Source organism: Paenibacillus lemnae, assembly GCF_012933385.1.
GTDB lineage: Bacteria > Bacillota > Bacilli > Paenibacillales > Paenibacillaceae > Paenibacillus_AQ > Paenibacillus_AQ lemnae.
Genome location: NZ_JABBPN010000024.1, coordinates 19247 through 46069, shown reverse-complemented (window position 1 = coordinate 46069; position 26823 = coordinate 19247). Strand labels below are relative to the sequence as shown.

At 46.2% G+C, this 26823-nt stretch carries 23 protein-coding genes; 4 read left to right on the top strand and 19 right to left on the bottom strand.

The genetic code is table 11. From position 1 onward, the window contains the following. Positions 1-25 precede the first annotated feature (25 nt). The 5 genes from HII30_RS19100 to HII30_RS19080 form a co-directional block, all read right to left on the bottom strand. Positions 26-1093 carry a hemolysin family protein gene (locus HII30_RS19100; protein WP_169506642.1) on the bottom strand — a complete coding sequence of 356 codons (1068 nt, stop codon included), beginning with the start codon at positions 1091-1093 and terminating at the stop codon, positions 26-28. A 58-nt stretch (positions 1094-1151) separates the two neighbouring features. Further along, the gene (locus HII30_RS19095) at positions 1152-2465 is read right to left on the bottom strand and encodes a hemolysin family protein (protein ID WP_169506641.1); all 1314 of its coding nucleotides are present in this window, start codon (positions 2463-2465) and stop codon (positions 1152-1154) included. Positions 2466-2773: 308 nt separating this feature from the next. Then, positions 2774-3256, bottom strand: a complete 483-nt coding sequence (locus tag HII30_RS19090; RefSeq protein WP_169506640.1) for a hypothetical protein — start codon at positions 3254-3256, stop codon at positions 2774-2776. Between the two features lies 1 nt (position 3257). Beyond that, positions 3258-3407 (bottom strand): 50S ribosomal protein L33, encoded by a 150-nt coding sequence (gene rpmG / locus HII30_RS19085; protein ID WP_169506639.1) that lies wholly within the window; start codon positions 3405-3407, stop codon positions 3258-3260. A 90-nt stretch (positions 3408-3497) separates the two neighbouring features. After that, positions 3498-3692: a hypothetical protein gene (locus HII30_RS19080; RefSeq protein ID WP_169506638.1), complete on the bottom strand. Its 195-nt coding sequence runs from the start codon at positions 3690-3692 to the stop codon at positions 3498-3500. A gap of 116 nt (positions 3693-3808) precedes the next feature. On the opposite strand from HII30_RS19080, the gene HII30_RS19075 reads away from it, so the two are divergent. Next, positions 3809-4552 (top strand): SDR family NAD(P)-dependent oxidoreductase, encoded by a 744-nt coding sequence (locus HII30_RS19075; RefSeq protein ID WP_169506637.1) that lies wholly within the window; start codon positions 3809-3811, stop codon positions 4550-4552. Between the two features lie 137 nt (positions 4553-4689). Here HII30_RS19075 and HII30_RS19070 read toward each other — a convergent pair whose 3' ends face one another. The 7 genes from HII30_RS19070 to HII30_RS19040 all read right to left on the bottom strand — a co-directional run bounded on the left by HII30_RS19070 (position 4690) and on the right by HII30_RS19040 (position 13841). Beyond that, positions 4690-5697, bottom strand: coding sequence for a phosphotransferase (locus tag HII30_RS19070; RefSeq protein WP_169506636.1), 1008 nt, complete (start codon positions 5695-5697; stop codon positions 4690-4692). Between the two features lie 13 nt (positions 5698-5710). Beyond that, positions 5711-6886 carry a GNAT family N-acetyltransferase gene (locus HII30_RS19065; RefSeq protein WP_169506635.1) on the bottom strand — a complete coding sequence of 392 codons (1176 nt, stop codon included), beginning with the start codon at positions 6884-6886 and terminating at the stop codon, positions 5711-5713. Positions 6887-7036: 150 nt separating this feature from the next. After that, positions 7037-9538 (bottom strand): discoidin domain-containing protein, encoded by a 2502-nt coding sequence (locus tag HII30_RS19060; RefSeq protein ID WP_169506634.1) that lies wholly within the window; start codon positions 9536-9538, stop codon positions 7037-7039. A gap of 25 nt (positions 9539-9563) precedes the next feature. Next, positions 9564-10646, bottom strand: coding sequence for a hypothetical protein (locus HII30_RS19055; protein WP_169506633.1), 1083 nt, complete (start codon positions 10644-10646; stop codon positions 9564-9566). Then, positions 10643-11488: a carbohydrate ABC transporter permease gene (locus tag HII30_RS19050; RefSeq protein WP_169506632.1), complete on the bottom strand. Its 846-nt coding sequence runs from the start codon at positions 11486-11488 to the stop codon at positions 10643-10645. The genes HII30_RS19055 and HII30_RS19050 overlap by 4 nt, the downstream gene beginning before the upstream one ends. A gap of 9 nt (positions 11489-11497) precedes the next feature. Then, positions 11498-12385 (bottom strand): carbohydrate ABC transporter permease, encoded by an 888-nt coding sequence (locus tag HII30_RS19045; protein ID WP_169506631.1) that lies wholly within the window; start codon positions 12383-12385, stop codon positions 11498-11500. Between the two features lie 43 nt (positions 12386-12428). Next, entirely contained in the window at positions 12429-13841 is a 1413-nt protein-coding gene (locus tag HII30_RS19040) for a carbohydrate ABC transporter substrate-binding protein (protein ID WP_246246716.1), read from the bottom strand. Positions 13842-14025: 184 nt separating this feature from the next. Here HII30_RS19040 and HII30_RS19035 point away from each other — a divergent pair, with 184 nt between their 5' ends. Beyond that, positions 14026-15828 (top strand): cache domain-containing sensor histidine kinase, encoded by a 1803-nt coding sequence (locus HII30_RS19035; RefSeq protein ID WP_169506630.1) that lies wholly within the window; start codon positions 14026-14028, stop codon positions 15826-15828. Positions 15829-15845: 17 nt separating this feature from the next. On the opposite strand, the gene HII30_RS19030 is transcribed toward HII30_RS19035, so the two are convergent. The 3 genes from HII30_RS19030 to HII30_RS19020 form a co-directional block, all read right to left on the bottom strand. Then, positions 15846-17435, bottom strand: coding sequence for a response regulator transcription factor (locus HII30_RS19030; protein ID WP_169506629.1), 1590 nt, complete (start codon positions 17433-17435; stop codon positions 15846-15848). A gap of 155 nt (positions 17436-17590) precedes the next feature. Further along, positions 17591-17860 carry an excalibur calcium-binding domain-containing protein gene (locus HII30_RS19025; RefSeq protein ID WP_425496009.1) on the bottom strand — a complete coding sequence of 90 codons (270 nt, stop codon included), beginning with the start codon at positions 17858-17860 and terminating at the stop codon, positions 17591-17593. Between the two features lie 70 nt (positions 17861-17930). Next, the gene (locus HII30_RS19020; protein ID WP_169506628.1) at positions 17931-18476 is read right to left on the bottom strand and encodes a C40 family peptidase; all 546 of its coding nucleotides are present in this window, start codon (positions 18474-18476) and stop codon (positions 17931-17933) included. A 97-nt stretch (positions 18477-18573) separates the two neighbouring features. Between HII30_RS19020 and HII30_RS19015 the strand changes: the two genes are divergently transcribed. Continuing rightward, positions 18574-19488 (top strand): phosphatidate cytidylyltransferase, encoded by a 915-nt coding sequence (locus tag HII30_RS19015; RefSeq protein ID WP_169506627.1) that lies wholly within the window; start codon positions 18574-18576, stop codon positions 19486-19488. Positions 19489-19593: 105 nt separating this feature from the next. On the opposite strand, the gene HII30_RS19010 is transcribed toward HII30_RS19015, so the two are convergent. The 3 genes from HII30_RS19010 to HII30_RS19000 all read right to left on the bottom strand — a co-directional run bounded on the left by HII30_RS19010 (position 19594) and on the right by HII30_RS19000 (position 23626). Next, positions 19594-21546 (bottom strand): methyl-accepting chemotaxis protein, encoded by a 1953-nt coding sequence (locus HII30_RS19010; protein ID WP_169506626.1) that lies wholly within the window; start codon positions 21544-21546, stop codon positions 19594-19596. A gap of 175 nt (positions 21547-21721) precedes the next feature. Then, positions 21722-22141 carry a universal stress protein gene (locus HII30_RS19005; protein ID WP_169506625.1) on the bottom strand — a complete coding sequence of 140 codons (420 nt, stop codon included), beginning with the start codon at positions 22139-22141 and terminating at the stop codon, positions 21722-21724. 21 nt (positions 22142-22162) lie between these two features. After that, positions 22163-23626 carry a SulP family inorganic anion transporter gene (locus tag HII30_RS19000; RefSeq protein WP_169506624.1) on the bottom strand — a complete coding sequence of 488 codons (1464 nt, stop codon included), beginning with the start codon at positions 23624-23626 and terminating at the stop codon, positions 22163-22165. 140 nt (positions 23627-23766) lie between these two features. Here HII30_RS19000 and HII30_RS18995 point away from each other — a divergent pair, with 140 nt between their 5' ends. Then, positions 23767-24309: a recombinase family protein gene (locus tag HII30_RS18995; protein ID WP_169506623.1), complete on the top strand. Its 543-nt coding sequence runs from the start codon at positions 23767-23769 to the stop codon at positions 24307-24309. A 244-nt stretch (positions 24310-24553) separates the two neighbouring features. On the opposite strand, the gene HII30_RS18990 is transcribed toward HII30_RS18995, so the two are convergent. Then, positions 24554-26698, bottom strand: coding sequence for a stalk domain-containing protein (locus tag HII30_RS18990; protein WP_169506622.1), 2145 nt, complete (start codon positions 26696-26698; stop codon positions 24554-24556). Positions 26699-26823: the final 125 nt, after the last annotated feature.

The following is a 26823-nucleotide window of genomic DNA, read 5'->3' as shown; positions in this document are numbered from 1 at the left end:
ATCACCTAGTATCATCTTAGAACATTTATTGTCTTGCTGCCACAGGTTCAGGTCCTTCCAGCTCATCCTGAATGTCTCCAACAATCTCTTCAAGAATATCTTCCATGGTGACCATACCAATGGTTGCTCCTTTAGAATCGGTAACAGCCGCCATATGAATCCGGTTCTGCTGCATCTTGATCAGAATATCCTGGATCAAAGCTCCCTCCGGATAACGCGGCATTTCATGAATAAAATCATCCATTTTATACGTTCGGCCTGCTGCGAGATGCGTCAGGATTTCTTTGGTGTTGATCACACCGAGGTAGTGTCCGCCTTTCCCCGTCTGTTCGATCGGGTAACGAGTGTACACATAATCCTCTAACGCTTCGATCAGATCATTCATAGAAGTGTTCTTCTCAAATGTTGTAATCCGTGAACGCGGGATCATAATATCTTTGAGTGTCCGCTCATCAAAAGCAAAAATGTTTTTCAGGTAATCCAGCTCGGTCTGATTGATTTCGCCGCCTTCATAGCTCTGGGTCACAATCAGCTTGATCTCCTCTTCAGAGTGAGCGGAGTCGTGGCCGGCCGGTTTCACACCGAACATCTTTAACAAAAGACGGGCAGAACCATTCAGCGCATAAATGAAAGGATACATCAGTTTACCAAACCAATACAGCGGTGGTGCCAGCAGCAGTGTCATGCGCTCAGCAAATTGAATGGCCAGCGTCTTGGGTGCCAATTCACCAATAACGACATGAAGGAATGTAATGATCGACAGCGCAATGGCATAGGAAAGTACGGTTGAAAGTGCTGCTGAAACCTCAAAACGTTCAAACAGTGGATGTAGCAGCTTCTCCACCGTCGGCTCTCCCAGTGCACCAAGCACCAGAGCTGTAATCGTAATGCCCAGCTGGCAGGCAGACAAGTAGTAATCCAGATCCTGTGTAACTTTCTTGGCCATCAGCGCTTTTTTGCTGCCTTCTGCAATCAACTGATCAATTCGAGTCATACGCACTTTCAGAATGGCAAACTCAGCTCCAACAAAAAAGGCCGTCAGTCCTATAAATACAGCTACTAAAAATAAATTAAGCGCAATAATTCCGTCCAATGATTTCCCTCAATAAAGAGGGATTCACCTCCACATATCATTCAGATTTGATCTTCAATTATTCAGCAGTTCGTTCGGGCAGATCCAGCAGCACCTGCTTGATTTGATAATTATCCGTTTCCGTTACGGTCCATATACAATCAGCATATTCCAGAACGTCTCCATCCTGTACGGCAGTGCCTTTACGGTACTGAATCCATCCGCCAAGCGTGTCCATATTCCCATCTTCTTCAAATTGAATCCCGAACTGCTTCTCCAGATCTTCTAGAAGAACTCGGCCGTTGATCATATATTGCTGCTCCGACACGGGCTGGATATCTTCCACTTCATCTTCATCAAATTCATCCCGGATTTCTCCGACGATCTCTTCCAGGATATCCTCCATGGTCAAGATCCCGGAGGTACCGCCATATTCATCAATGACCAGTGCCATATGAACATGATTCTGCTGCATTTTCAGCAGGGCATCCTGGATGCGCGTAAACTCCGTTACGGTAGGTAGATCATGGATAAAATCATTCAAGCGCGGCTTTTTGCCTCCAACAATAAAGGGAAGCATCTTTTTAACATTCACCAAGCCTGTAATCCGGTCCTTATCCCCTTCTTCGGTCACAGGATATCTGGAGTAATTGTGTTCGTCCAGAATACTTATGATCCCCTGCTCATCCGTATGCTGATCAATCGTTACCAGCTCCGTACGCGGCACCATGATATCCTTGGCTACACGTTCATCGAAGGAAAAGACATTTTCCATGTAAGCGAGCTTGGTTTGTTGAATTTCACCCGCCTGGTAGCTCTGTGTCATAATAATCTTCACTTCATCTTCGGAATACACCTGTTCATGACCTGCAGGCTTTACACCAAACAGGCGGAGCAGGACACGAGAAGCACCGTTTAGTGCCCAGATGAAGGGATACATGATTTTGCCGAACCAATACAATGATGGCGAAAGCATCAGGGTCATCTTCTCAGCGAACTGAATCGCCAGTGTTTTTGGGGCCATCTCGCCGACCACCACATGCAGGAAGGTAACCAGAATAAAGGCAATGGCATAAGAAGCTACAGCTGAATTGCTCTCAGATACATTTAATGCCTCAAAGACAGGAGACATCACTTGCTCAACCGCTGGTTTACCCAGCGCACCGAGTCCAAGTGCTGTGACGGTAATCCCTAACTGACAAGCCGAAAGATAATAATCCAGATCAGTTGTAACCTTTTTGGCCAGAACTGCCTTTTTATTTCCTTCATCAATCAGTTGATCCAGCCTGGAGCCGCGAATCTTAACCACAGCAAATTCAGACGCGACGAAAAAAGCGGTCAGAGCAAGAAGAATGACCAGTATGATTAAGTTGACAATCGTAATAATGTCCAATAATTTCCCTCTTCGAGGGATTCACCTCCGGTGTAATAAATAACATTAATTTAGTGAGTAATTAAACATCCGACGAGGGAGATCGTGATTTGGAACCTTTATATCAGCCAGCTGACATGCATACAGAATCGCCTTCCCAAGTGAACGACCTCCCTTCCATTTAAATTAGAATTAAGTATAACATAATTGCTCTCAAACCATCCAGTTTCACGTTATGGTTAACACAGCCGGGTTCACCTTTACGCTTCTGCTATCCATATTCTGTCCAATTTTAAAACGAAAAAAAAACCGCGATAAACGCGGTTTTCTTAGGATCGCTCACCTTCTGAACACGCTAGTGTTAGACGCTGTGCAGCATGCTGAAGCAAAAGACAGAAGGAACGGTTATGCCCGATCAAAAACGAAGAAACATCATACCTGCTTGTGAGAGGCTCAAACGTAATAAGCACTCGCTTTCTCATAACCTGCTCCAATATCGAAATCAACCGCTCGGCAGCCTCACTCTTATAAAAGGTTACGTAAGCGTAAAGGGAATGGTCGATCGGTTCATCGAGCAGACTGACTCCTGCACAAGAGTGTTCCGTCTTTATCCCCGCTTGCTGCAGCAGGTTCAATGCGTTGTAGAGCTCTTCATCTACATGTACCCCGTTCTGCAGTGGTACAGTCCGTTTGAAATGCCTTCGCAGTTTTGGTCTCTCTACCCATTCGCCAAGCTCCTGTCTGCGACGTATCCACTGCTCCCTCGTATGTGAACTGATTTGGATTTCCTGTTCGTTATCTTGCAGTTCCATGTTAACGAGTTTCGCGATGAAGAGTCATCCGTTTTAAGCGCGGGCTGTACTTACGAAGCTCCATCCGCTCGGGATGATTACGTTTATTCTTGGTTGTTGTATAGTTCCGGTCTCCGGTTTCAGTGCATGCCAAGGTAACAATAACTCTCATGTGTTAGAACCTCCTGTTTATCTAATAGTAATGTTTACGATTAAACAAATTGTAGTTCATATCACGTTTTATGTCAAACATTTTGCTATCTTAATCAAAAAACATCCAGATGGCGATAAATGCGATAATCGAGATTGCATAAATAATGACCAGCTTGATGATATTTGCCTTTGTCTTTTTTTCATATTGCGGATTTGATGTTTTATTTTCTTGAGATACACCGACCAGCAGCGTTGCGATGAAACCAAACACGATTAAAGAAATGACGATCACGTACATCCACATAAAGCGTTCACCCTCCTTTGAAATTCTCTATATACTAATTTCTACATATTACCAGAGTGACATATCAACTATAATGGGTAATTTTATAATGACTACATCGAAGGAGGCCGTTAAACATGAACAATCTATCAGGCAAAATTGCCATTGTTACCGGAGGAGCATCCGGCATTGGCTTGGCAACCGCCAAAGCTTTCGCTGACAAAGGTGCTAAGATCGTACTGGCGGATTACAATGAAGAAGGCGGCCGTGCTGCAGAAAGCCAGCTGAAATCCAGTGGTGCAGACGTCAAATTCATTTTTACCAATGTAGCAGAAGAGACCTCTGTTCAGAAGCTTGTAGCAGACACGGTGTCGGCTTATGGACGTGTTGACATTATGGTAAACAATGCAGGCGTAGGTGTCCTGAAAGATACACACGAACTGACAAGTGAAGAATATCATCGCGTGATATCCATTAACCAGGACGGCATTTTCTACGGTTCGAAGTATGCTGTTCGTGAGATGCTTAAGACTGGCGGAGGATGTATAGTCAATACTGCCTCCATACTCGGCTTTGTCGGCGAAGCCGGAGCTTTTGCATACAATGCAAGCAAAGGCGCTACCAACCTCATGACAAAATCTCTCGCTGTGGAATATGCCAAGAAGAATATCCGGGTGAATTCCGTATGTCCAGGATACATTGAATCTGGCATGGTAAGTAAGGAGGCACTGGGCGATTTTTACGATGGCCTTGTCGCCAAGCATCCTTTAGGCAGACTTGGACAGCCGGAAGAAATCGCACATGCCATTGTCTTCCTGTGTGAAAATGATTTTGTAACAGGAACAACCCTGCTGGTCGATGGCGGTTATACATCCTTGTAATCATCGAACGCTGCCTGCAGGTTATATATCGAGGTCAAACCCGCTTATGCCAGACGGCGATCATGCTGCCTGGCTTTTTCTTGTTCCGATGCAGCACATTAAACTCCTCAGCAAGCCGATATGCTCATGTCAAAACTCTATTTGTACAGCAGCGTTACAGCATCAGATAACCAATCCTGATCCATCTGGAGTTCTGCCAATTCAGCATGTAAAGCCACAGTCTGGCTCTTAAGCACCTCAGGTTGATCTGTACCGTTCAAATATCTTCTCAAGAAATGTAAAAACACATCGACTTTTCTCAGCTGCAGCAGAATTGGTAACGCATTCACTTCATCCTCCCGCAGCTTCAGCACTTCACCGAATCCCCGGCAATAACGCTCAATCAGCTCCTGCTTACCTTCATAACCCAGCAGATCCGATATGGTGACCGCTGGTTCCATGACCCGTATATCCAGTGTACAAAATTCGAAATCGAGCACGGCTGTAACGATATCCGGATGCTGTGAATCCACCAGGATATTCGAAGGATTGAGATCACCATGCACCAGCTGCTTCGGAAGCGAACTCAAAGGTTTTAACCGCTTAGCCACTTCCGCATATGCAGCATACAGTGACAGCAAAGACCCCTGCACATCCTGGAACGCAGCCGGAGGGCGCTCACAGAAATCCCGGACTGCTTGGGGCGTACACTCAGGATAAGAAGCAGTCAGTTCAAAATATGGCGGATATACCGGCTTACGCTTGAGATCCAGTTCTCCCAGTTCTTTGCTGAGCCCAGCTGCTGTCTTCCCGAGCGAGTAAGCTGCCCCGAAGCTGTCAGTTTCAGGCCCGGCACCAGGTATGTAATCAAACACACACAAGCAGCGGCCCATCTCATCCGGAAGACGGACAGCTGTTTCTCCATTCACAGTGGGGACGATTTTTGGCGTCATAAATGGCAGCGATCGTTGTTGGAGCTGCTCCAGCACATGATGTTCAAATTGAATTTTTTCCATATCCTGATGTGTATTGTAAATGCGGATCACAGATGAGAAGTTTTCATTATGCAAGTAACGGGTTGTATTATTCCACCCGCTTCTGCCTTCTGTTATCTCACCGTCACGCCCTGGCCAGTGCTTGGAGATTATCGAATGAAGCTGTTCCATATGCCAATCTCCTTTAGAAAAAGTCCATCAGCATGGGCTGTGCAGCCGGTATCATGGATTGCAGCAAATGCACCTTCTGCGGATCCCCATTCAGCTTCCCTATGGCAAGCAGGTCCACAGGCTGGCGGTATCCCATCAAAATAGCCGACAAAATTCCGATGTCTAATGTGATGTCCGCGTTAAAGTTGTCATCTTCACTGGTTGCCATCTGGCGGACTTCAACACTTTGCTCTGGAGCAACATTCACAATCCATATCCCGTTGTTCCATGGTGCTGCATCATCCTTGACCCGAATACTTACTTCGGCTGCACTATCGCATTTGAACGCATACTGTTTCAGGAATGCATCCACATCTACTATGCGTGCCATGAAGTAAGGCACGTTCTCCTGCTTAATCCGCGGATCCGGCAGCATAAACGGCAGCTGATCGTCACCAGGCACCATCGTCAGCGTCACTTGCTCAATCCGGGAGTCATGATTGGCAAAATACGTCCACAGCGCTAGGCGGGCCATCTCATTCAAATAGACGAACTCATCGCACACCAGCTCTTTGTCCTTTAATTCATACATAACATAACCTTCAGCTGCTCCCGATTCCGAATAATACATAGCAATATAGGTAGTGCCGTTTAACGTTTTGTTCCACCACTCCGTGTCTCTGACCAGCGTCCCGTTATAGTGTGAGGCAAACTGCGTATATACGTTGTCCAGCTGCTTGATGTCTCTAACTTCCCTCACCACGCTGCCGGGAACCGCTGTCTTGGGCGGAAATTGATTAACCGTAATGGTATATTTCTTGTAATCGGTAAACAGCTCCCATCCGAATTTACGATAAAACGGGATGGAAAACGGATGCAGGAAAGAGACGGTTTGTCCCTCATGTTTCATATGCTGAAGCGCATGTGTGAGCAATTTTGCGACGTGCCCCTTACGACGGTTCTCCGGCCAAGTGGCTACACCCGCGATCCCTCCCATATTCAGCTGTTTGCCATGAAGATGGATTTGACAAGGCAGAATGGTCAGCTTCGCCTGAAGCTGATTGTCTTCAAAGGCCCCCCAATATTGTTCAGGCTTAAAGTTCTTGCGCCCTTCCTCCTTCTGTTTCTCCGTCAGCGTATAATGAAATGCATATTCCGATAGACTTGAGCTCTTATCAAACTCGTCCATATGCAGATTTCTAATTACCATGTTTGCCTGCTCCTCCTCGCGTAAAATCATGAATAGATCATTCCATACCTCATTCTTATGCCAAGTCACGGTCTAAGTCAATGACAATCCAAAAAACTCCCCACCGCCAGCTCATTGAAAGCTGAAGATGGGGAGACGAGGATTCAACACTTAAGATTCAATATCCAGTTTCAATGGCACCTGTTTGCTCTGATTGTTGAGCTTGAATTTCACATGCACCACATGTTTTCTTTCCGGCAAAGAATCGAGGAATGTGCGGGTAAAGTCCACCCGTGCTTGATTTACCGTATAATCGATGCCTTCTTTAAGCTGCATGTTCTTATAACGGATTCCGCTAAATTCATAACCGTTCTGCTCCAGGAAGAACATCGTGGACGTGTTGCGATCCAGCGCACTCTTTGAGTAGCTTAGTGTGGAGATATCCAGTCCCGGCTTCATCGGTGTACGGTCGTACAGCTCCATTTCATTAAATGGCAGCGTTCCTTCGGCCCGCACAGATGTCACATTCATACGGAAGTACCTTCCTCTAACCTGGTCAAAATCGAGAACATAATCCCGAATACCGGCCAAGGTTCCGTTTTTCACTTCACTCCATGTTGTTCCATCAGTTGAATACTCCAGTGTGTAATTCTCGATCTTCGGCTCCTGCTGATGAATGACAAAGCGGCCGAAGTTCTTAGGAGATCCCAGATCAAAGGTTACAGAAGCCGGTTGTCCAGGAACTGGATCACCCTGCATCTGCCACCGGGTATCCAGATCCCCGTCAACCAGATGTTTATTGTTCTGACCTTCAACAGGGTTCGATGCTGAAACGTCTGAGGCATCCAGTTTAAGCAGCAAATTATCCGGGCGTGCATAGCTCAGCTGCGGCTGGTAGTCATAGATTTCCCGGTCTTCCGGTGCTGTATAGCTGCCGATCTGCACCTCATGGATCCCGATATCAATGCCGCCATCCCGATAGTTCGGATTCCCGTAGTAATCCTGCCCGCCGACCTGTGGCACGTAACGCCCTTTGTTAATCAATGGGGAGGTTTCCTTCAGCTTGTAGCTTTGGGTACCTTCATATAAGCCGGTGTCGTATTGCTGCGGATCACCCACAAACTGAGGGTCTTCCGTGATCTTATACAAATCTACCGGTTCATGCTCCCCTCTCTTGCCGCTTGCTTCATAAATCGCATTGTTCTGGAACACCATATTCTGCGTTCCCGGAATACCTCCCGATACCCGGCGAGCCCAAGTCGTCGGCGTTTCCGTATTGTAGTTATAGAATATATTATTGTAGAAATACATAGGCGATTTAATCTCTTCATCATGAACCTCAGCCAATGCTCCATCATAGATAAAGACGTTGTTTACGAAGTAGGCTGGTGTCCAGTTGACATGAAGCTGGTTTTTAATCAGAACACCATTGTCATTGACGCTCAGATTATAACGGGCGACATTGCCTGCGGCACGGCCCATGTAGGCCATCCAGCCGGCAGGATTGTCATGCGTGTAGTTGTATTGGTACACGACGTTCTTGCTTGTGAATTCAAAATCAAATGCCGTCCCGTCGTAAAATGCCGATGTTCCGCCATACACCTCATTATACTGATGAATGACATCCTGGCTGCACCAGGCATACAGTCCGGCCGAGATCGAGTCGTACCGCTGCAAAAACCCATTAACAACATTGTACTCCACCGTCATGTTTTTCGTATTGGCCAGCTGGATTGCACCTTGTCCGATGCTTTCCGCATAGTTGTGACCGATATAGACATCGCGGCTGTACATGTTTTTGCTCCAGATCCAGTCCTGTTCCCAATTTCCTTTGTCATTGAACCAGTTGAAGGCAAACTGAACAGCATGCAGCTCGGTTTTATAAAAATGGTTATTCTCAATTCTTACATCCTGGAAGTAGTATGCGTTATCTTCGTATTGATCATAGTCCTTGGCTCCGAAGACCTGGAAATTGACGCCGCCATAATGCATTCGCTGCCAGGTCGTCACGCCGTCAATGTCATGAATATAATTATCCGAAATCCGGAAATAGTTCATAACCTTGTCATCCTCGTCTTTCATCAGATCCGCATGAATGGAAATACTGATGCCATCTCTGACCACCTGGCGCTCCGTTCCCGGCACGTCAATGTCGTTCTCAAAATCATCATCATTGGAAATTTCCAAATTGCGGATTTCAAAATACTGCTGGTTAATCAGGACCACAGCTCCGGTTTTGCCCACCTTGTCATAGTCCTTCTTCCAGGTCGTCCCTTCCAGATATACCGGGGTCGGTACATTGCCGTTCACCGCGATGTACGGTTTGCCCAGCTCCGGGTCGCCATACCGGTCGATGATGATCGGCGCTCCTTCAGATCCGCTGCCTTTCGGCCACAGCTGCTGGTCCTCCCATACTTCGCCGCCTTTCAGAAGAATACGGTCCCCTGGTTTAAATACTTTCACATTCACCGGCTCAAAGGACTGCCATGCGCTGTCCGGTGATGTTCCTGCATTGCTGTCACTGCCGGAAGTAGCATCCACATAGTAATCTGTGCCAATCTGATTGACCGTCTGCACGGCCTGCTTCTGCGGCTTCTGCCCCTGCAGCGGTTCTCCGCTCACCGCTCCCGACGCACCGAACAGTGAAGTACTTACCAGGACCATGGTTAGCATGGTGCTTAAAGCTTTTTTCATTACATCAATCCCCTTTCCATACTGAGCTGAATGTGTTTTCCTGGACATCGATGCTTGCCGACTTCATGAGCTTCTGAATATACACCTCGTACTTTTCATCCACTGCACTTCTGCGAATGCTCTCCAGGTTATTCTCGTATCCATCACCTCCTTCATCACTGCGGCTGATGAGTTGTATAACATCCCAGCTCCCGCCGCTGTCCAGCGGCTCCGGATAGATTTCACCCGCTTCAAGCACCTGCAGTACGGCCAGAATATGATGCGAGGAGCGGATATCCTCTTTGTACGTATCAGGTGTAAACTGCTGGGTCATCAAATGTCCTGGACTGCTCCATGACGCCTTCGTCACAGACTTCTTTTCACGTTTCATTCGATTCATGTGCTGAACAGCTTCTTTAGCCTCCATCAGCTTCTTTTCCTGATCTTTGCTCCCGTCATACGAAAATGAAATCTTTACAATGGCCGTTTCCTCCAAACGGCCTGTCCATTTCGCTTCCTGGTCCTCATACTGCTGGCGCAGTTCCTCTTCACTGGTGTACAGCGGATCCTGAGATGTCTTGCTCAACATTTCTTTCAGCCGGATGCGAATATTACTTACCAGGTAGTTATAATACTCGTTTTCACTATAAGATTTCGGCCCATATATCACTTCACCACGGCTTACCGCTTCTTCTCTTCGCTGATTCTCTTCCTTCCAGGCCTGTAAGAAATCTTCATAAGATGAAAATGGAATCAATCCATGCTCCTGTGCCAGCTTCATCTCCAGATTTCGCCGGACCGTCTCCTGGAGCGCCCGGTCCAGCAGCATCTGGCGCGGCTGTTCACCCTGGTAGGTCTGTTCCCAGAAATCCGGGGATCCGGCTGACAAGCCTCGTTTGCTGAAATCATTCATGACCTCTGCTTTCAGACGGGTGATCTGAAGCTGAACTTCTCGTGCAGAGACCGGCTCTCCATTCACTGTGGCAACCACCTCCGGCTCTTGGGAGAAAGCTTTTGGCATCATCATGATCAGTCCTATGATCAGCAGCACGGAGAACAACCCCCAGATCACCAGCTGTCCCTTTCCACTCACACGGCGCAGGCTCATCCTTTCAGACCTCCCATATTCAGTCCGGCTGTAATCCGATTTTGCAGCAGTGCGTACACAATGAGGGTCGGAACCATGACCACCACGAGTCCTGCGAACAAGGCTCCCCAATCTGTAGCATACCGCTGCACTTCCATCAGATAAGCTAGACCCAGCGTTAACGTCCGTTTGCTCTCTGTCGTAATAAATGACAAGGCATAAATGTATTCGTTCCAGAAGTTCATCACATTAAAGATGGTAATCGTTATTATGCCTGGCTTCGCCATGGGTGCGATAATACGGAACAGGATTCCGAACAAGGAGCACCCGTCAATCTTCGCCGATTCTTCGTAGTCTTTAGGAATACTGGCCAGAAATCCCGTCAAGAGATAAATGGTGAACGGAATGGCGCTAACGGCATACACCAGGCTTAAACCAACCAGAGAATCCAGCAGGTGAATCCGGTTCAGCAGCATAAACAGCGGGACAATGCTGAAAGCGACCGGAAAGAACAAAGCTCCGATATAAAACCGCTTAAGCACCTGTAAAAAAGTAAAACGATAACGCGTAATGACATAGGCAGCTGCAAACCCTAATATGTTGCATACAGCCAGGGAAAGCACCGTAACGAAGATCGAGTTGATGAAGTAGTCTCCGATTTGGGCCCGCTCAAAAGCCTGCACATAGTTATCGAAATTCAGGCTTTGCGGCAGAGCAAACGGACTGGCATAGAACTCCTCGGTTGTTTTGAATGAGGAAATCAGAGTCCAAGTCAGGGGATACACGACAAGCACCCCATACCCCAGAAGTATCAGGACCGATAAGAAACGCCCGCTTCTGGCTGCAAATTGAGTCATGTTCATGTTTATCACCTAATATTCCACGGAATCGCGTTCCGTCAGTTTTTCGCTAAGTAAAGCCAGAGATATCGTAATCAGCAGCAGGAACACCCCGACCGCCATCGCATAACCAAAGTTCCCGTTGTTGAAAGCCTGGGAATACATATAAGTCATCAGTACCTCAGAACCGTGGTTCGGTCCCGCATTGGTCATCACCTTGATGTAGGCGAAGCTGCCGTTGAACACACCGATCAGGAAAAATACAATCGTAATCCGCATCACACTCCAGATGAGCGGGACAGTTAAACGTCTAAATTGTGTCACTCCTGAGGCCCCATCGATACTGGCGGCTTCATAGATATCTGCAGGAATGCCTTCAATCGCTGCAATGTAAATGATCATGTAATAGCCCACTGACTGCCATATCATCGGAAACGCGATGGCCCACAGTACGGTGCTGCTGTCACCCAGCCAGGCTCGTGTCCATTCCTGCAGCCCGATCATCTCGAGCAGGGAATTCAGAATACCGAAGGTTGGATGATATACGAATGACCAAAGTACGGAAATAACGACAATGGACAGTACATTAGGAAAAAAGAATACCGTACGATATATGCTCTTCCCCGTTAACCTCTTCTGAGTCAGCAATGCTGCAAACAGAAGCGAGATCGCCATCGTCAGAATTGGAACAACCAGCAGCAGAAAGATATTATTCTTCAAAGCCTGCCAGACAATATCATCCTGCCACAGTGTCCTGAAATTTTTGAGTCCGGTAAAAACCGGGTTCTCGCTGAGTCCGCTCCAGTCATAAAAGGCCATCACGACCGCTTTTCCGAACGGGTACAAGGTAAATGTGGCAAACAGCGCCAAGGCCGGCAGCGTACAAGCCGCTATGAATAGATTTCGTTCGCGGTGTTTCATGCTTACACTCCTATCGCTTGGCAGAAATGGTTCTGCTGTATGCTTATGGATTTAATAAATTTCTCAGCTTGCCTGAAGCCTGTTCCACCTTATCTCCCCATTGGTCGGCACTCATTTTTTTGTTCATGACGTCACTCAAGGGGTTAAACAGTTCGTCATTAATAATGACTTCTGACTTCGGCGTCTGTGTCCACTGAACCATCAGCGGCATGGTGCCTTCATCATAGACCTTAAACGCATTGTAAGCAGATTCTGGAATGTAATCTTTGGCAAGCTCGACGGCACCTTTTACCGCCACAACCCCTTTGGATTTTTCAGCGTTCAGCTTCACGATGTCATCATTGTATTGATAGCGCAGAAACTCTTTGGCGAGCTCCGGATTTTTAGCTTTTTTCGGGATATACATCGCTTCAAAGCTGGAAAGTACGTAAGGCTGGTCTCCTTCATTAAATACCGGCACACCCAGGAATCCGAATTCAAACCCGTCTTCTCTCGGCGCATCCTTCATCTCGCTTTCAAACCAGCTGCCATTCGGAATGAACAGGGCGTTGCCCTTCAGAAATTCTGTCTGTGCCTGGGTATGGTTCAGGGCAACCGTGCCTCTCATCAGATGATCTTCCCGGGCTATTCGTTCAAATACTCCCATTACCTGTTTAACTGGCTCCTGGGTAAAGCCGCCTTCCTGATAGGACAGTGCCTGCTCCATTGCCTCTGTACCGCCAGCTGCTGCGACAGCAGGCCAGAAGACGCTTTCATTGTAGCTTGGATAGATGCCCTGATAGGTGTACAGCGATCTGCCATCACTTTTCGCCGTTTCCCCTAAAGCAAAGAAATCATCCCATGTTTTTGGGGCTTCCCAGCCTTTTGTTTCAAACAGATTCTTGTTATACCAAAGTCCGAGTACTGACATATAGTTGGGTGCGTAATAGATTTTGCCGTCACGGTTCGGCTCCATGTATTCCAGCAGGCCGTCCGTAATCTTATCCTTTAACGGTGCATCCGTATCAAGCGCTTTGCCTTCAAACACATCATTCAGCTCCAGCAGCGCGCCTTCCTTGACAAGCGATTTGATCGTGCCTGTGTTCTCATCCGGACTGACGTAAATAAAATCCGGAGGATTGCCGGCGACGAGCTGCGGCTTGATGATATCCATGATCTTCGGGTTGGAGGTCATATTGATCTTCACACCGGGATAATCAGCTTCGAACTTCTCTGCAACCGCTTTCCAATACTCGTTGCCATAGCCCCCTTCAAAGACGGCAATGTTCAGCTCTTTATTATCGAATGTTTTGTCTCCCGGAGTTCCAGTACTTCCTGAATTTTCACCTGGTTCCTGTGCGTCTCCGTTTGTGCCGGGATCGCTGCTGCCGCCTGAGCAGCCTGCCAACATGAGTGTCAGTATGAGAATCCACAGCATCCATGAAGCTCTTCCTTGTTTGCCTGCAAGCCCTTTCATTTAACATACCACCTCATCTAATGAAATTGTCTTCCTCACATTATAGGGTACCTCACCGGGAGTGAACATGAACCTGATTTACATATCCATATCCTCTATTGATAATTTGTTTTACCTCTTTGCAGGATTTTGACATTTGCTATACTTGGAGAAACATCGACAGAACAGATCGGGGGAAATCCAGATGAGCAGACGTTTTGGCGCTTTCAGCAGATGGATCCGTAATATCAAGATCAGACACAGGCTCCTGTATTCCTTCCTCATTCTCGCCTTATTTCCGCTGATCACGATTGGCTTCTACTCCAGTTCCAAATCCGGAGACGCCTTGTTTACAAAAATGAATACATACTCTTCCCAAATGATGAATCTTCTTAAAGATAAAATTCGAGCTGAGAACCAGAAGTTCGTCCTATTGTCAGAACAACTGTCTTTGAATCCGGTCATTCAAACCGCCATGAAGGATTTTCTGTTATATGATGACAGTGCCAGAAGGAGCATTGCGATCAAGATCGACGCTATACTCCGTGAACAGCATGAAATGCTGAGTCATATGAAAAATGTTATTTTAACAACGGAAAGCGGCATTTCTGTATTTGATCTCGGGTATGATGCGGTTGATCCTGTTTATTTAGAGGCTCAGAACGCGATCATCAACAGCAACGGTAATGGTGGTTACATTCTCGGCCATGCCGTTACCAAAAAAGGAGTTCCCTGCATCATTCTCTCTCGGCCAGTAAACTCGGCTTCCGAGTGGTCCAACCGCCTGGGGTATCTGCATATTTTGATCGACGAGTCCATGTATTCTGAAAAGCTGTATCAGGATCTGGATTTGGGAGATGGATCGGTGACCATGATCATGAGCTCGTCCGGCCGAATACTATCCAGTGGAAGTCCTCTGCTTTCAGTTGGGCATACAGTCCCGGACAACCGGTTTATGACGGAGGCGATTAACAGCTCCAGGGAGCCTGGTATCGTGCATTCGGTAAATCTGGATTCAGCTCGTTATTTAGTCGCCTCCGCGTTCGATATTTTTTCCGACTGGTATGTGATCAGCTTGATTCCGTATTCCTATCTCAATAATGAGACCGATGAAATCCGGCTTGATATATTACTGGCCTGCCTGATCGTTCTCTTACTTGCCATTTATGCCTCATACTACTTGTCATCCAGTATATTAAGACCGCTGCAGCGTTTAATTTCATCTATGCGAAGAATTCAGGAGGGTGAGCTGTATGTGAAAACGAAGGATGACAGCCGGGATGAATTCGGGTATATTCAGCAGCGTTTTAATGAGATGGTGCACCAAATCCAGAAGCTGCTGATACAAACCGAGCAGGAGGAAAAAGCGAAGCGTGAGACGGAGCTTCAGATGCTGCAGGCTCAGATCAATCCGCATTTTCTGTTTAATACGCTGAATTCACTGAAATGGGCAGCCATGATGAGCCGGACAGGTGAAGGAGTCAGCCGGGGCCTGAGTGCACTTGCAGAGCTGCTGCGCAATACGATTGTAGACAAATCGGAGTTTGTAACCCTCCATGATGAGATTGAGAATCTGAAGAACTACATCACAATCCAGACCATTAAATATGGATCCGTGTTTGACGTCAGCTATGATATCGAACCGGATCTGCAGAACTATCAGGTGCTGAAATTTCTGCTGCAGCCGATTGTCGAGAACAGCATTATTCACGGGTTTGAGGATATTGAAGACGGCGGTCACCTTGCAATTACTGCACGGCAGACTGGAGGGAAAATTGAAATTGTCATCAACGATAACGGAGCGGGAATGAGCAAAGACCAGCTGCAGCGCTTGCAGCAGCCTTCCTATCAATCAGAAGGCAGGCTGGCGAATATCGGTATTCATAATGTAAAGGAACGGATTGTTCTTCATTTTGGAGAGGGATACGGATTACATCTGGAGAGCGAGGAAGGTATCGGGACGAAGGCGCTGATTACACTGCCGTTGTCCCGGACACTTATAGAATAGCGAAAACGAGATATGTATTACGTATGACAGGAGCCTTTATATTGGTTAGGGCTTTGTCCTACCCATTTCTTAAACAGGCGGCTGAAATAAAACGGGTTGCTGATTCCTACTTGTAATGAAATTTCCTTGATCGTGAGCTCTGTTGATGTGATCAGTTTCTTGGCCTCTTCAATCCGAAGCTCATTGAGGTATTCGAATATATTTTTGCCGGTCTCCTGTTTGAACAGGCGGCAGACATAGCTTTCATTCAGAGCGGCAACTCTTGAGATGTCCTCCAGCGTAATCTTGTCCTGAAGGTGCGCGGCCATATATTGAATCACATCCCGCACCTCCTTCCGGCTTGAACCCTGGTAATGCTCGCGGCTCCATTGAAGCAGCTGCTGCACGGCTTGAACCCAGCTAAATTTCAGCTTGTGCACATGATCGGCTTCATTCAGATTTACAATCATCGCGTCGGCATCCGCATGATCTGTCACATCGGGAAATAACCCTGACTGCAGTGTACTAATCGTCCAGCAGGCAAACTGCTTCACATCCTGTACCTGGATATGCCGCTCTGCTGCCTCCCTGCATATCTCGGTGATGTGAGCGGTCAATAATCCGGCATCCGGTGATTGCAGATAAGATTCAAACATATTTTTTTCAACTGTAAAATCGCTGGCTATAAATATCCGGTCATTTCCTTCAAGCACAAACTCATACCCCTGATAGAAGCTTAATTCTGCTGTCCGCAGACATGTCTGATATGCTTCTCGTAAACTGCTGAAATCCGGGATCACCCTGCTGGTCACCGCGCATGATTTTAACCCGGTAAACAGCCGTACATTATTCGTCAGCAGAGACGCTAGCTTTAGCCTCTCACTGTCATTCTGCCCAACAATAACAGGTATAACAATCAGCCATTGTATATGCGACAATTCGATCACTTCGGTATGTTTACGTTCTCCCAGCAGCTCAATGGCAATATTCTTAATATTCAGCGACTGCAGCTTCAGTTCTGATTCAGCGGCAGTAGAACTGGCAGAGACATCAGGATCGATGACCATATATATGACAAAGGATGGAGAATGTGCTGCTTCAATCTTTAAATCTTCCGCTTCTCGGAAGGCTGCCTGCTTCGTAATTTCCGGATTCAGCAGAAGTTCTTTGAAATAGTTGGTTTTCATTATTGCGCGCCGCTCGTGCAGGGAGATCTCCTGGCGAATGTTTTGCTCTGTTTGTTTTTTCTCGTCCCAGATGCGGTCCATTACTTTGTTCAGTACAGTGATAAGGTCCTCTGGATTGAGCGTAACTTTCAGAATATAATCACTCGCTCCAAGCACCATTGCTTCCCGGATCAGATCAAATTCGGCATGGTTGCTCAGGGCAATTACTTTTCCTTTATAACGCCGGAGATCCAGCTGACGAATCAGCTCCAAGCCATCCATTTGAGGCATTTTGAGGTCGGTGACTACAATATCAGGATCCAGCTCTTGAACCATTTCCAGCGCATGTATGCCGTTTTTGGCCGTTCCTACCAAGTGATAGCCGTGCCGGTTCCAGTCAATGATGGTCTTGAACCCGATTCGGACAATGCGTTCATCATCTACGACAAGCACTTTGTTCATCCTTGACTCCTCCTTTCTGTGTGGCTGCGGTGTCGAGTGTTCTTCCGACGATATGAAATTGCGGTTATTATAACATAGGTACACAAAAAAGCCGCACAGGTCCGCATCCCTTCCTGGATATCTCGACCTGCACAGCTTTTATTCAATTTAATCTTTTATTTCTCGCACGCTATACCATCTTTATCACGGTCTTTACCTTTGTTGGCCTCATACAGTGCTGCAGACACAAAGGGCTTGTACTTTGTTTTGCCGCCTTTGTTCTTAATGCCTGCACTTTTGGCTACGCCGCCTTTATAATCCTTATTTAACTCTGTGCAGTTCTTATACTTTATAACGGATTTCGCGTCGACTTCGGTAATACCAGCATGTACAGACAATCCAGTCAGGAATACAGTAGATAACAATATCATACCAAGCTTTTTCAAGGTGTTATGACCCTCCTATATAGAACTGTATATGATCATACCCAAGGACTCATAATCTGACAAGAAATATTTAACAATTCTCGGGTCTATACTCACTCAGTCTGCCCTCATAAAGCAGCTTCAGCTTGTCACACTGCCGGAAATCATCCGGAGTCACCAATGCGGGCAGCTTATCCCAGAGCTTAATCCCTGAACGCTGCAGGATTTCAGCCACAAACTGGGAGCAAAAATAGGAATTGCTGAATTCCACCGGCTCTTTCAAAGCAATGCCGATGATGCCTAGTATGTTATAGAGATATTTTCTCTGGCTGCGAATAAAGATATGAAGCACCCGTTTCATTTTTTCCTTTTCGCGTGATGTCACCTGCAGTTCATAAATCACACACGTCGTATTCGGATATTTGCTGAAGGTTCCTGTCTGGATATCCTCCTTCACGAATCCGCCATGAAGCGGGTTGCTGGGATGCTTCCTTCCAAAGCTGTACATATCCGACAGTTCTCTATTAAATGAAATGGAAGCATGGTTATATGGAGCTCGGGTATAGGTTTGGATCAGCTGCGTGAACAGTGTCCCCGTATTGGTCAAAAGAATATAAACATATTGGTCTGAAGCCATTTCAAAATTTCCCCTTATCAATTGGCAGCTATTCCTTCATAATAACATAGGATCCTTTTATTTTTGAAATTCAATAGACGACAAGTTGGTGATGGTGTTGAACAGTTCGATGTACACGTTGATTGTTATTTTAGCGGCCCTATCGGTCATACATATCGCATTTATGATTTTGGACAAAATCCAGCCGAATCACGACTACTCTCCAATCGGTCACCGGATTAACACCTGGTGGGGAATGTTTTTCGTATTCTGTCTTGCAGCGTTGTTAAATCCAATCGTATCTCTGCTCTCATTGATGACACTTTCTTTTTTTGCGCTGAAGGAATACTTCTCGATGATTCGTACCCGCAGGGCTGACCGAAGAATTTTTCTGTGGGCTTATCTGTCGATCCCCGTGCAGTACTACTGGATCTATATTGGATGGTATGGGATGTTCATCGTGTTCATTCCTGTGTATGTGTTTTTATTCCTTCCGATCCCCCGGTTGATCAATAAGGGCACGGTCGGATTCTTGAGAAGTGTGAGCTCGACGCAGTGGGGTTTAATGCTGATGGTGTTCGGGCTCAGCCATATGGCGTACTTTCAAGTCGCCACACCTGAGTTTGGTGCAGGACTGGTGCTCTTTCTCGTCATCATGACACAGTTGAACGATGTTGTTCACTATTTAGCCTCGATATACTTTGGCAGGAAAAAGATCGTGCCGACAGCGAATCCGTATCTGACCTGGGAGGGATTTGCTTGTTCCTTCGCCGTGTCTGCGGCTGCCGCCTTTTTCATTACGCCGTTTCTTACTCCATTTGAACCAACATTCGGCGTCATCTCAGGCATGCTGATCAGCCTCAGCGGATTTTTCGGAAGCCTGACTGTATCTGTTTTGAAGCGGGATTTATTAATTGGGGATGACGACAAATTTGAATCCTTGAAAAAAAGCTACATCAGCCGTATTGACAGCCTTGCGTATACGTCTCCTGTCTTTTTACATGTAACACGCTATTTTTTCGACTTTATGTAACGCTTTTGATGACGGCCATCTACAATAACAAAGACATGGCGGTGCCGGGGACTCTCTCCCTGATACCACCATGTCTTTTTGCTTTGATCAATGAGATGTTTCGTTTTATTTATCCTGTTTCAAAATAAATTGGGAGGTATTTCGCTCCAATTCGTTTGCAATGTGCTTGAGACGTACGGCCAGATCGGCTGTCTGCTCAATCGCCTCCGCCTGTCGGGATGCTCCCTGTGCCATTTCGGCGGAACTGGCCGCAGATCCTTGAGCGATCTGTGATACTTCCTCCAGTGAAGCACTGATTTCCTGCGTTCCGGCCGACATTTGTTCTGCAGCCAGGGAAATTTCGGACATTTGATTGTCAATGGAACGGGCTGAAGCAAGAAGTTCTTCAAAGATGGTATTTGTCTCCGTCATACGTTCAATGCCGCGGCTAACCTCATGCGAGCCTTCCTGAATGGAACGGACCGCGTTATTGTTTGACTCCTGGATCCGCATGATCAGATCCGAAATTTGCTCTGAGGATGCTCTGGACTCCTCTGACAGCTTGCGTATCTCAGAAGCAATAACTGAAAATCCCCTCCCATGCTCTCCCGCTTGTGCAGCTTCGATAGCTGCATTCAGTGCAAGCAAATGCGTTTGTGAAGACATGGCAGTAACAGATGCCGCTATTTCACCGATGCGCTCGGAATGTCTGCTTAACTGATGAATCGCTTGTTCAACAGCATCAGTAGCCTGGGTCACCATATTCATCTGCTCCACAGTTCGCTTCATGGACTGATGACCGTGCTCCGCCCCTTGATTCATCACACTGGAGGAGTGACTAACCGAACCTGCAAATTCTGCCACTCTCCTTACTCCACCAGCCAGTTCATCCATAGCTGCCGAGCTTTCGCGGATGGCCTGGGATTGAACTTCTGTTCCTTGAACCGTGTGATCCAGCGATTGCGTCATTTGTGAAGTTATTGAACGAGTATATTCAGCTGAACTCGCCAGTTGATCAGAACTTAAGGTAAGTTTCCCCGAGTAATTTCTGACCTTGCCAAGCAGATTTTCCAGCTTCTCAATAAAAAAGTTGACTTCGCCGGACAATTCGGCAAGCTCATCCTTACCTTTAACCGGGATACGGGAGGTCATATCCGCTTGTCCCGAATTCAGATTTCTGGCTGCTTTTAAAACCTGTCTTAGCTTTGATCCTACGATTAAGCGGTTTAATATGTATATTGCCAAAAGCACTGTCACAAAGAGAACGCAGTACTGAATGAGAACAGTTTGTTTTTGCACAGCGACTATCTGGTCCGACTTTTCTTTGGAAAGAGCGACACGTACACCACCCCAATGCTGTCCATCGATCATCAAAGGATATGAGATATCCCACGTTTCTACAGTTACTCCACCAATGACTCTTGGATACTTCTGCAAATTCACCTTGGACGTATCCTGATAAGCTGCTGCCTGGTAACCGGTTAGGTCATTGAATACCCGGTTCGCACGGTACTTCTGACTGAGCAGGCCCGTGTCTCCCCAATCATCTTTCGATCCTTCGTCTGTGGGTGAATAGGTGGTATTGTGTGTAGCAATATAACCTGCAAACAAGGGATTCTCAGAATAGGCTGCCGGGATTGCGAATACAACACTGCTGTCCACAAGGAAGCTGTCGATCACGGACTGCCATTTGTCGTCGGTATACAGATCATACGCACTGCTGTACTTTAATTCATACTGCCACAACGGAATCTCATCGCCATTGAACAACTTCTGAGGTTTCTCCATTGCTTCAGGATTTGCCTCTAACCTTTTCCGTGCAGATTCTTCACTCTCAGGAATAACCGTCAGCTGGTCATTAAACAGCCGCTCCTTAAGTTCAGCTCCTGTGATTTGTTCTCCGCTGCTTAGCGTAACCCCTTGACGAATATCATCTTCGGTTATAGCTTGCAAAGATTTTGATAACGAGATGACCAAAGCACTGCCCTTTTCCAGCAGCTGTTCTTCGACATCACTCTCCATCTGCTGCCACTGACGGTAGCCAAAGAAAAACATAACAATAAACAGTACAACTGCCATAATAATAATAAACTTAGCACTTAACGAATGAAGCCATCGAATGATAAAACTCTCCCTTCACTTCTCCAAAATATTCCGACAACTTAAACAGTTTAAATCTTTGTGATTAATTGTACAAGAAAAAAACAAAAACCTTTGTCATGACTTTCGGTGTCATAACAAAGGTTTTGTTATCTTATTTAACGATCATCACCGGACATTGTGCTCTTTTGACGACTTTATGGCTGACGCTGCCCAGGACCATCTCCTGAAGTGCATTTAATCCTCGGCTGCCGATCACCAACAGCTCTACCTTCTCTTGATTTGCATAGTCTACAATAGCAGGTCCTGGTTCGCCGTGCAGTATTTTGACACGATAGGAAATGTTATTGGTTTGAAGAAGCTCTTCAACAGGAGCCAGTATCTTCCGGCGTTTTAATTCCAATTCGCTGCTGCTCACTGCATGAAGAATATCATATCTGGATTTATCGTAATCAGCGACCATGACCACCTCAACGGTACATTGCGGAAAAGCCGCTGCCAGCTTGATTGTCTCTTTCGCTGCCCTCAGCGAATTCTGTGAACCGTCAGCTGCTAATAAAATGTGTTGATACATGTCAGTCACTCCTAACCTCATTTAATGGGTAGAGATTTTTCCATTCGCATCATGATAAACCGCCAGCTTTTCGATGATATTTTTGCTGGCAGAATTTAAACCGGTTATAGTTACATGATTTCGGTTTTCTCTGTATTTCATAACGACCTTGTCAATCGCGCCGACCGCTGAATCATCCCAGACATGAGCGTTGGAGAAATCAATCACGATCTGCTGGTCACGAACAGAAACATCAAATTTATGCACAAAACTGTCCACGGATGCAAAAAACAGCTGTCCTTCTACATCAAATGTAGTTTTCCCCTTGTCTTTGGACTCGGTTACCTTAATTTTCGAAATCTTGGCTGCAAACAATATTGCACTTAAGAGGACTCCGGCTATGACCCCTTTAGACAAATCATGTGTAGCGACCACAATAATAACCGTTACGAGCATTACTGCTGCATCCCCTCGAGGTGCTTTTACAACATATTTGAAGGAAGACCAGTCAAAGGTGCCGATACATACCATAATCATAATACCCGCGAGCACGGGCATAGGAATCTGAACGACTAACTCCCCGAGAACAAGGATGAGTATAATGAGAAACCCGCCCGCGACGAATGTCGATAATCTTCCCCGGCCTCCCGATTTAACATTAATTACAGATTGTCCAATCATTGCGCAGCCAGCCATACCGCCAAAAAAACCGGTGACAAAGTTTGCAATTCCCTGACCCCTTGCTTCACGATTTTTGTTGCTTCCCGTATCTGTCATGTCATCGACAATCTGCGCAGTGAGGAGCGATTCCAGCAGGCCAACAATAGCCAAAGCAATCGAGTAAGGCAGTATAATTTGTAGTGTTTCCAGATTAAATGGAACATCAGGAATGAAGAATGAAGGCAGTGTTTGTGTAATATTACCCAGCTGCCCCACTGTGCCCAAATTCACGTCCATAAGAATAGCAGCTGTTGAGAGAACCACAATGGCTATCAGTGGCGCAGGAATTGCCTTGAAAAACCTTGGCACTGTATAGACGATTAGTAAAGTCAGTGCGACAAAAACATAAGTCATCGTTGAAATTCCCCAGAAATGAGGTACCTGTGCCATAAAGATCAGTATGGCCAGAGCGTTAACAAACCCGATCATGACCGCCCTGGGTATAAATCTCATAAGCCTGGCGACTTTAAAATAGCCGAGTATCATTTGAATAATGCCTGTCAGTATCGTTGCAGCAAGAAGATAATTCAGTCCATACTCCTTCACGAGCGGAACCATTACGAGGGCCATGGCTCCAGTTGCTGCCGAGATCATCGCCGGCCGGCCGCCGACAAATGATATAATGATGGCGATACAAAAGCTGGCGTAAAGTCCAACCATCGGATCCACGCCTGCGATGATCGAAAAGGCTATTGCTTCAGGAATGAGAGCCAGTGCAACAACAATACCTGATAAAATATCTCCTTTTACATTTCCAAACCATTCTGTTCTAAGTCTCTCTGACACTTGTACTTCCACCCCATTGTTTATTTGGCTGCAGATGATCTAGCCTGTATAATAAATACAGTCTATCATCATTAGTGCCGAAATGGAACCTTTTTGGGACTGATATTTTATAAGCCAGTATAGCGGATAGGAGCCTGTACATGATTATTGGATATATGCGACCTTATCAGGAAGATTCACAATGTGAGGACCAGCAAGAAATGCTCAAGAAATTTCCTTGCGATGAGATCATCCAGGAGCCTCATTGTTCCCCCAAAAGGAGATCGGAGCTTTATCAGTTAATGGACAACCTTCAACAAGGAGATCACCTTGTTGTTACCAAGCTGTTCGCTTGGGCAGACACCACGCGTCATTTGGTTGATCTGCTGGAACAGCTTGAACAAAAACATGCCATACTGATTTCCCTTCAGGAAGGCATTCGTACTGATTCTGCGGCAGCATATTCATTCCAGAAGATTGTGGGAAGTCTGGCGGAATTCCAAAGTGACTCCATTCGCGAGACCACGCTGCAAGGCTTAATGCATGCCAAAGAAAAGGGTAACCTGCCCGGCCGGCCGAGAAAACCGGATGAAAATGTTCGCCGTGCCATTGAAATGTACCAGAGCAAACAGTATTCACTGGCAGATATAAAAGAAACGACCGGCATCAGTAAATCCACGTTGTACCGTTATTTAGAAAGCTAACCCTTGCAGCACGCCTATTGGACAACATGGGCGTGCTGCCGTTTCCTGCTGCATAGTTTAAGTGATTCGATGACGAAAGATTGTTGATGCTTGGACCTTATTCCAATTTTATGTTTTATTATTGTGAATTTTTCATATGTTGTATTTTTCATCAGTTGGTGTTTACATCGTCATATCGTTGTTGCAACCTGCTGTTTCGCACAAAAAAACAGGCCCTTGTAAGGGCCTGTTTGCGTTCAGCTGATTATTTTGCAGGCATTTGTGTGAACAGCAGGTTAACCGGCAGGTTGCTTCCCGGTGCTGCAGTCAGAATAATTTCCACTCTCTGTTCATATTCTCCAGTCCGGTAAAGAACAGCCTGCTCGTCCGGCGCACTAACCTGACCTTTGGAGTAAATCGCGGTAATAGCTCCGTTCACCATCGCGTAACCGGAATATTTGCCGCCACGAGGATTAAATGAAATCAGGGTATTCGGTGCAACACGATCCAATCTGATTTTGTACAGCACACCGAAATTACCTGCATTGTCCGTCTCACTTCCATACATCGGATCAGTTCCGATAAGGTTCGGATCATCTCCATTATCTCCAAGCAGAAGGCGCTGTGAGACATTTCCGACGAGATCAGAATATTGGATCATCCGTGTAGAATTCGGGTAGGTTCCCCGGTTATGAACGCCGTCCTTGTCCAGCAGCGGCAGGTCTTTCCACACTTTCAGCGGATCTGCCTTTTCATCTATCATAATCACATCAAACTGGATAGGCAGATCGCTGTACATATCCGAGAACAAAGAAATTACATCCCCTTGCTTCATTCTCGTCTTGCTCAGTTCTGTCATTACAAGCTGACTCTCTCCCGGAGCCAGTGTAATACTCGATTGCTTGGAGCCATCCTGCATGGATTCGAAGTAATTCAGTACAGATTTCTTACCAGCTGCGGTAGCAATATAGGTCGGACCAGCAAACCCCAGATGATCTGTTCTTACTACTGCCGGAAAGGCATTATTGTTCGTTGCAATGACATACATCTTGACGTTTTTATTCACATTATTCACGTGATGAATCATGAAACGCATATCTCCATAAGCCGTTTCCCGGTACACATTGCCGAGGGTGTTCACGGTTTCCGGACTATTGCTGCGGATCAGTGTGCTTGTCTCATCCTGATAAGTGTAACTGACTTTTGGACGTGACGTTACTTCAGATCCGTTAAACGAGAACTTTTCACCTGCCGGGATAAACAGCTTATTAAAGTCATCTTCCGCATACAGAATTTCATCTGTAATATTGATCGTATGCGAGACGGTTGAAGTCAATCCTTTATTATCTGTCACCGTCAGCTGAATAGTTTTAGGTCCTGGTGTGAAGAATGCATAGGCATTATTTTCCCATTGGTGGGATTTGATCTCCACATCATCATAACTTTGATCACTGTATGTAATCCACTCGCCCATTTTATATTCGCTTTTATCGGTAGTGAATGCAGCGACCGGAGGCTGATTCGGCTGAATAACTTGGATGGTCTGCTGGTACGGATCACTCCAGGTCCCCGATTCGTCTTGAACGGCATAACTGACTACATACGCTCCAGGTGTGGCAAAAATTTCCTCTCTGCCTTCCCAGCGTTCATTGATAATCGGCAGTCCAAGCGGCGAATTCACTTCCGTTTTATAAGTAACTAGTGTCTCACCGGCATAAATCTCTTTCGGTTCAACGGTAAACTTCGCGGTTGGTTTGAGCTCCAGATTCATAATCACTCGCTTGCCTACATTATCCACTTTGTATTTGATGTCCAGAGCCTGGGTAATTGAAGTTAAAGGAACCATGAATGTGTTTTGGGTTTGATACGATGCTCCCTTCATCGGCTTCGAAACACCGTTCACCAGATAATTGGCACTGTCTGTTTTAAACCTTAACTCTGTATCACCTTTGGTGATGACCGTTTCTTTGGTCTTTGCCTCATACTTCACTTTAAAACCAACCCGGTCTACGAGCGTACGAATCGGTACATAAGAGACACCCTTTTTAACCTGCATTGGTTGTGGTGCCTCAAACACCTGACCTCCCTGCTCCAGCTTGGTACTGTTAAAATAAAAAATGAGTTCGTTGATGTTCACAGGTACAGCTGGTTCAGGATCTATTACAACGGGAGGATTGGGCACTTCAGTTCCTGGCTGATCCGGCTCCTCAATCACTTCGCCCTCCACGGATCCGTCCACCACGGGTTCGCTGCCATCTGTTTCTTCCTGCAGTGTATTTGCATCATATACTTCCTGGGTCACCGTTCCTTGTGTAGTTTCTGCACTTACCGGTTCTGCCCCTGCCGGCATAACAGCAGCTGCTTGAACGACAACAAGCAGAGCCAGAATACTTAATTTCTTCAGCTTCATTCTCAAACTCCTTCTATATCTCGTATTATTTTTCCAGCATGATCATAGTATTAAACGCACAAGTTGGTAAAAAGTTCTTGTCTAAATTGTTAAATCAACGTTTTTTGATGAAATATTTGTCATGA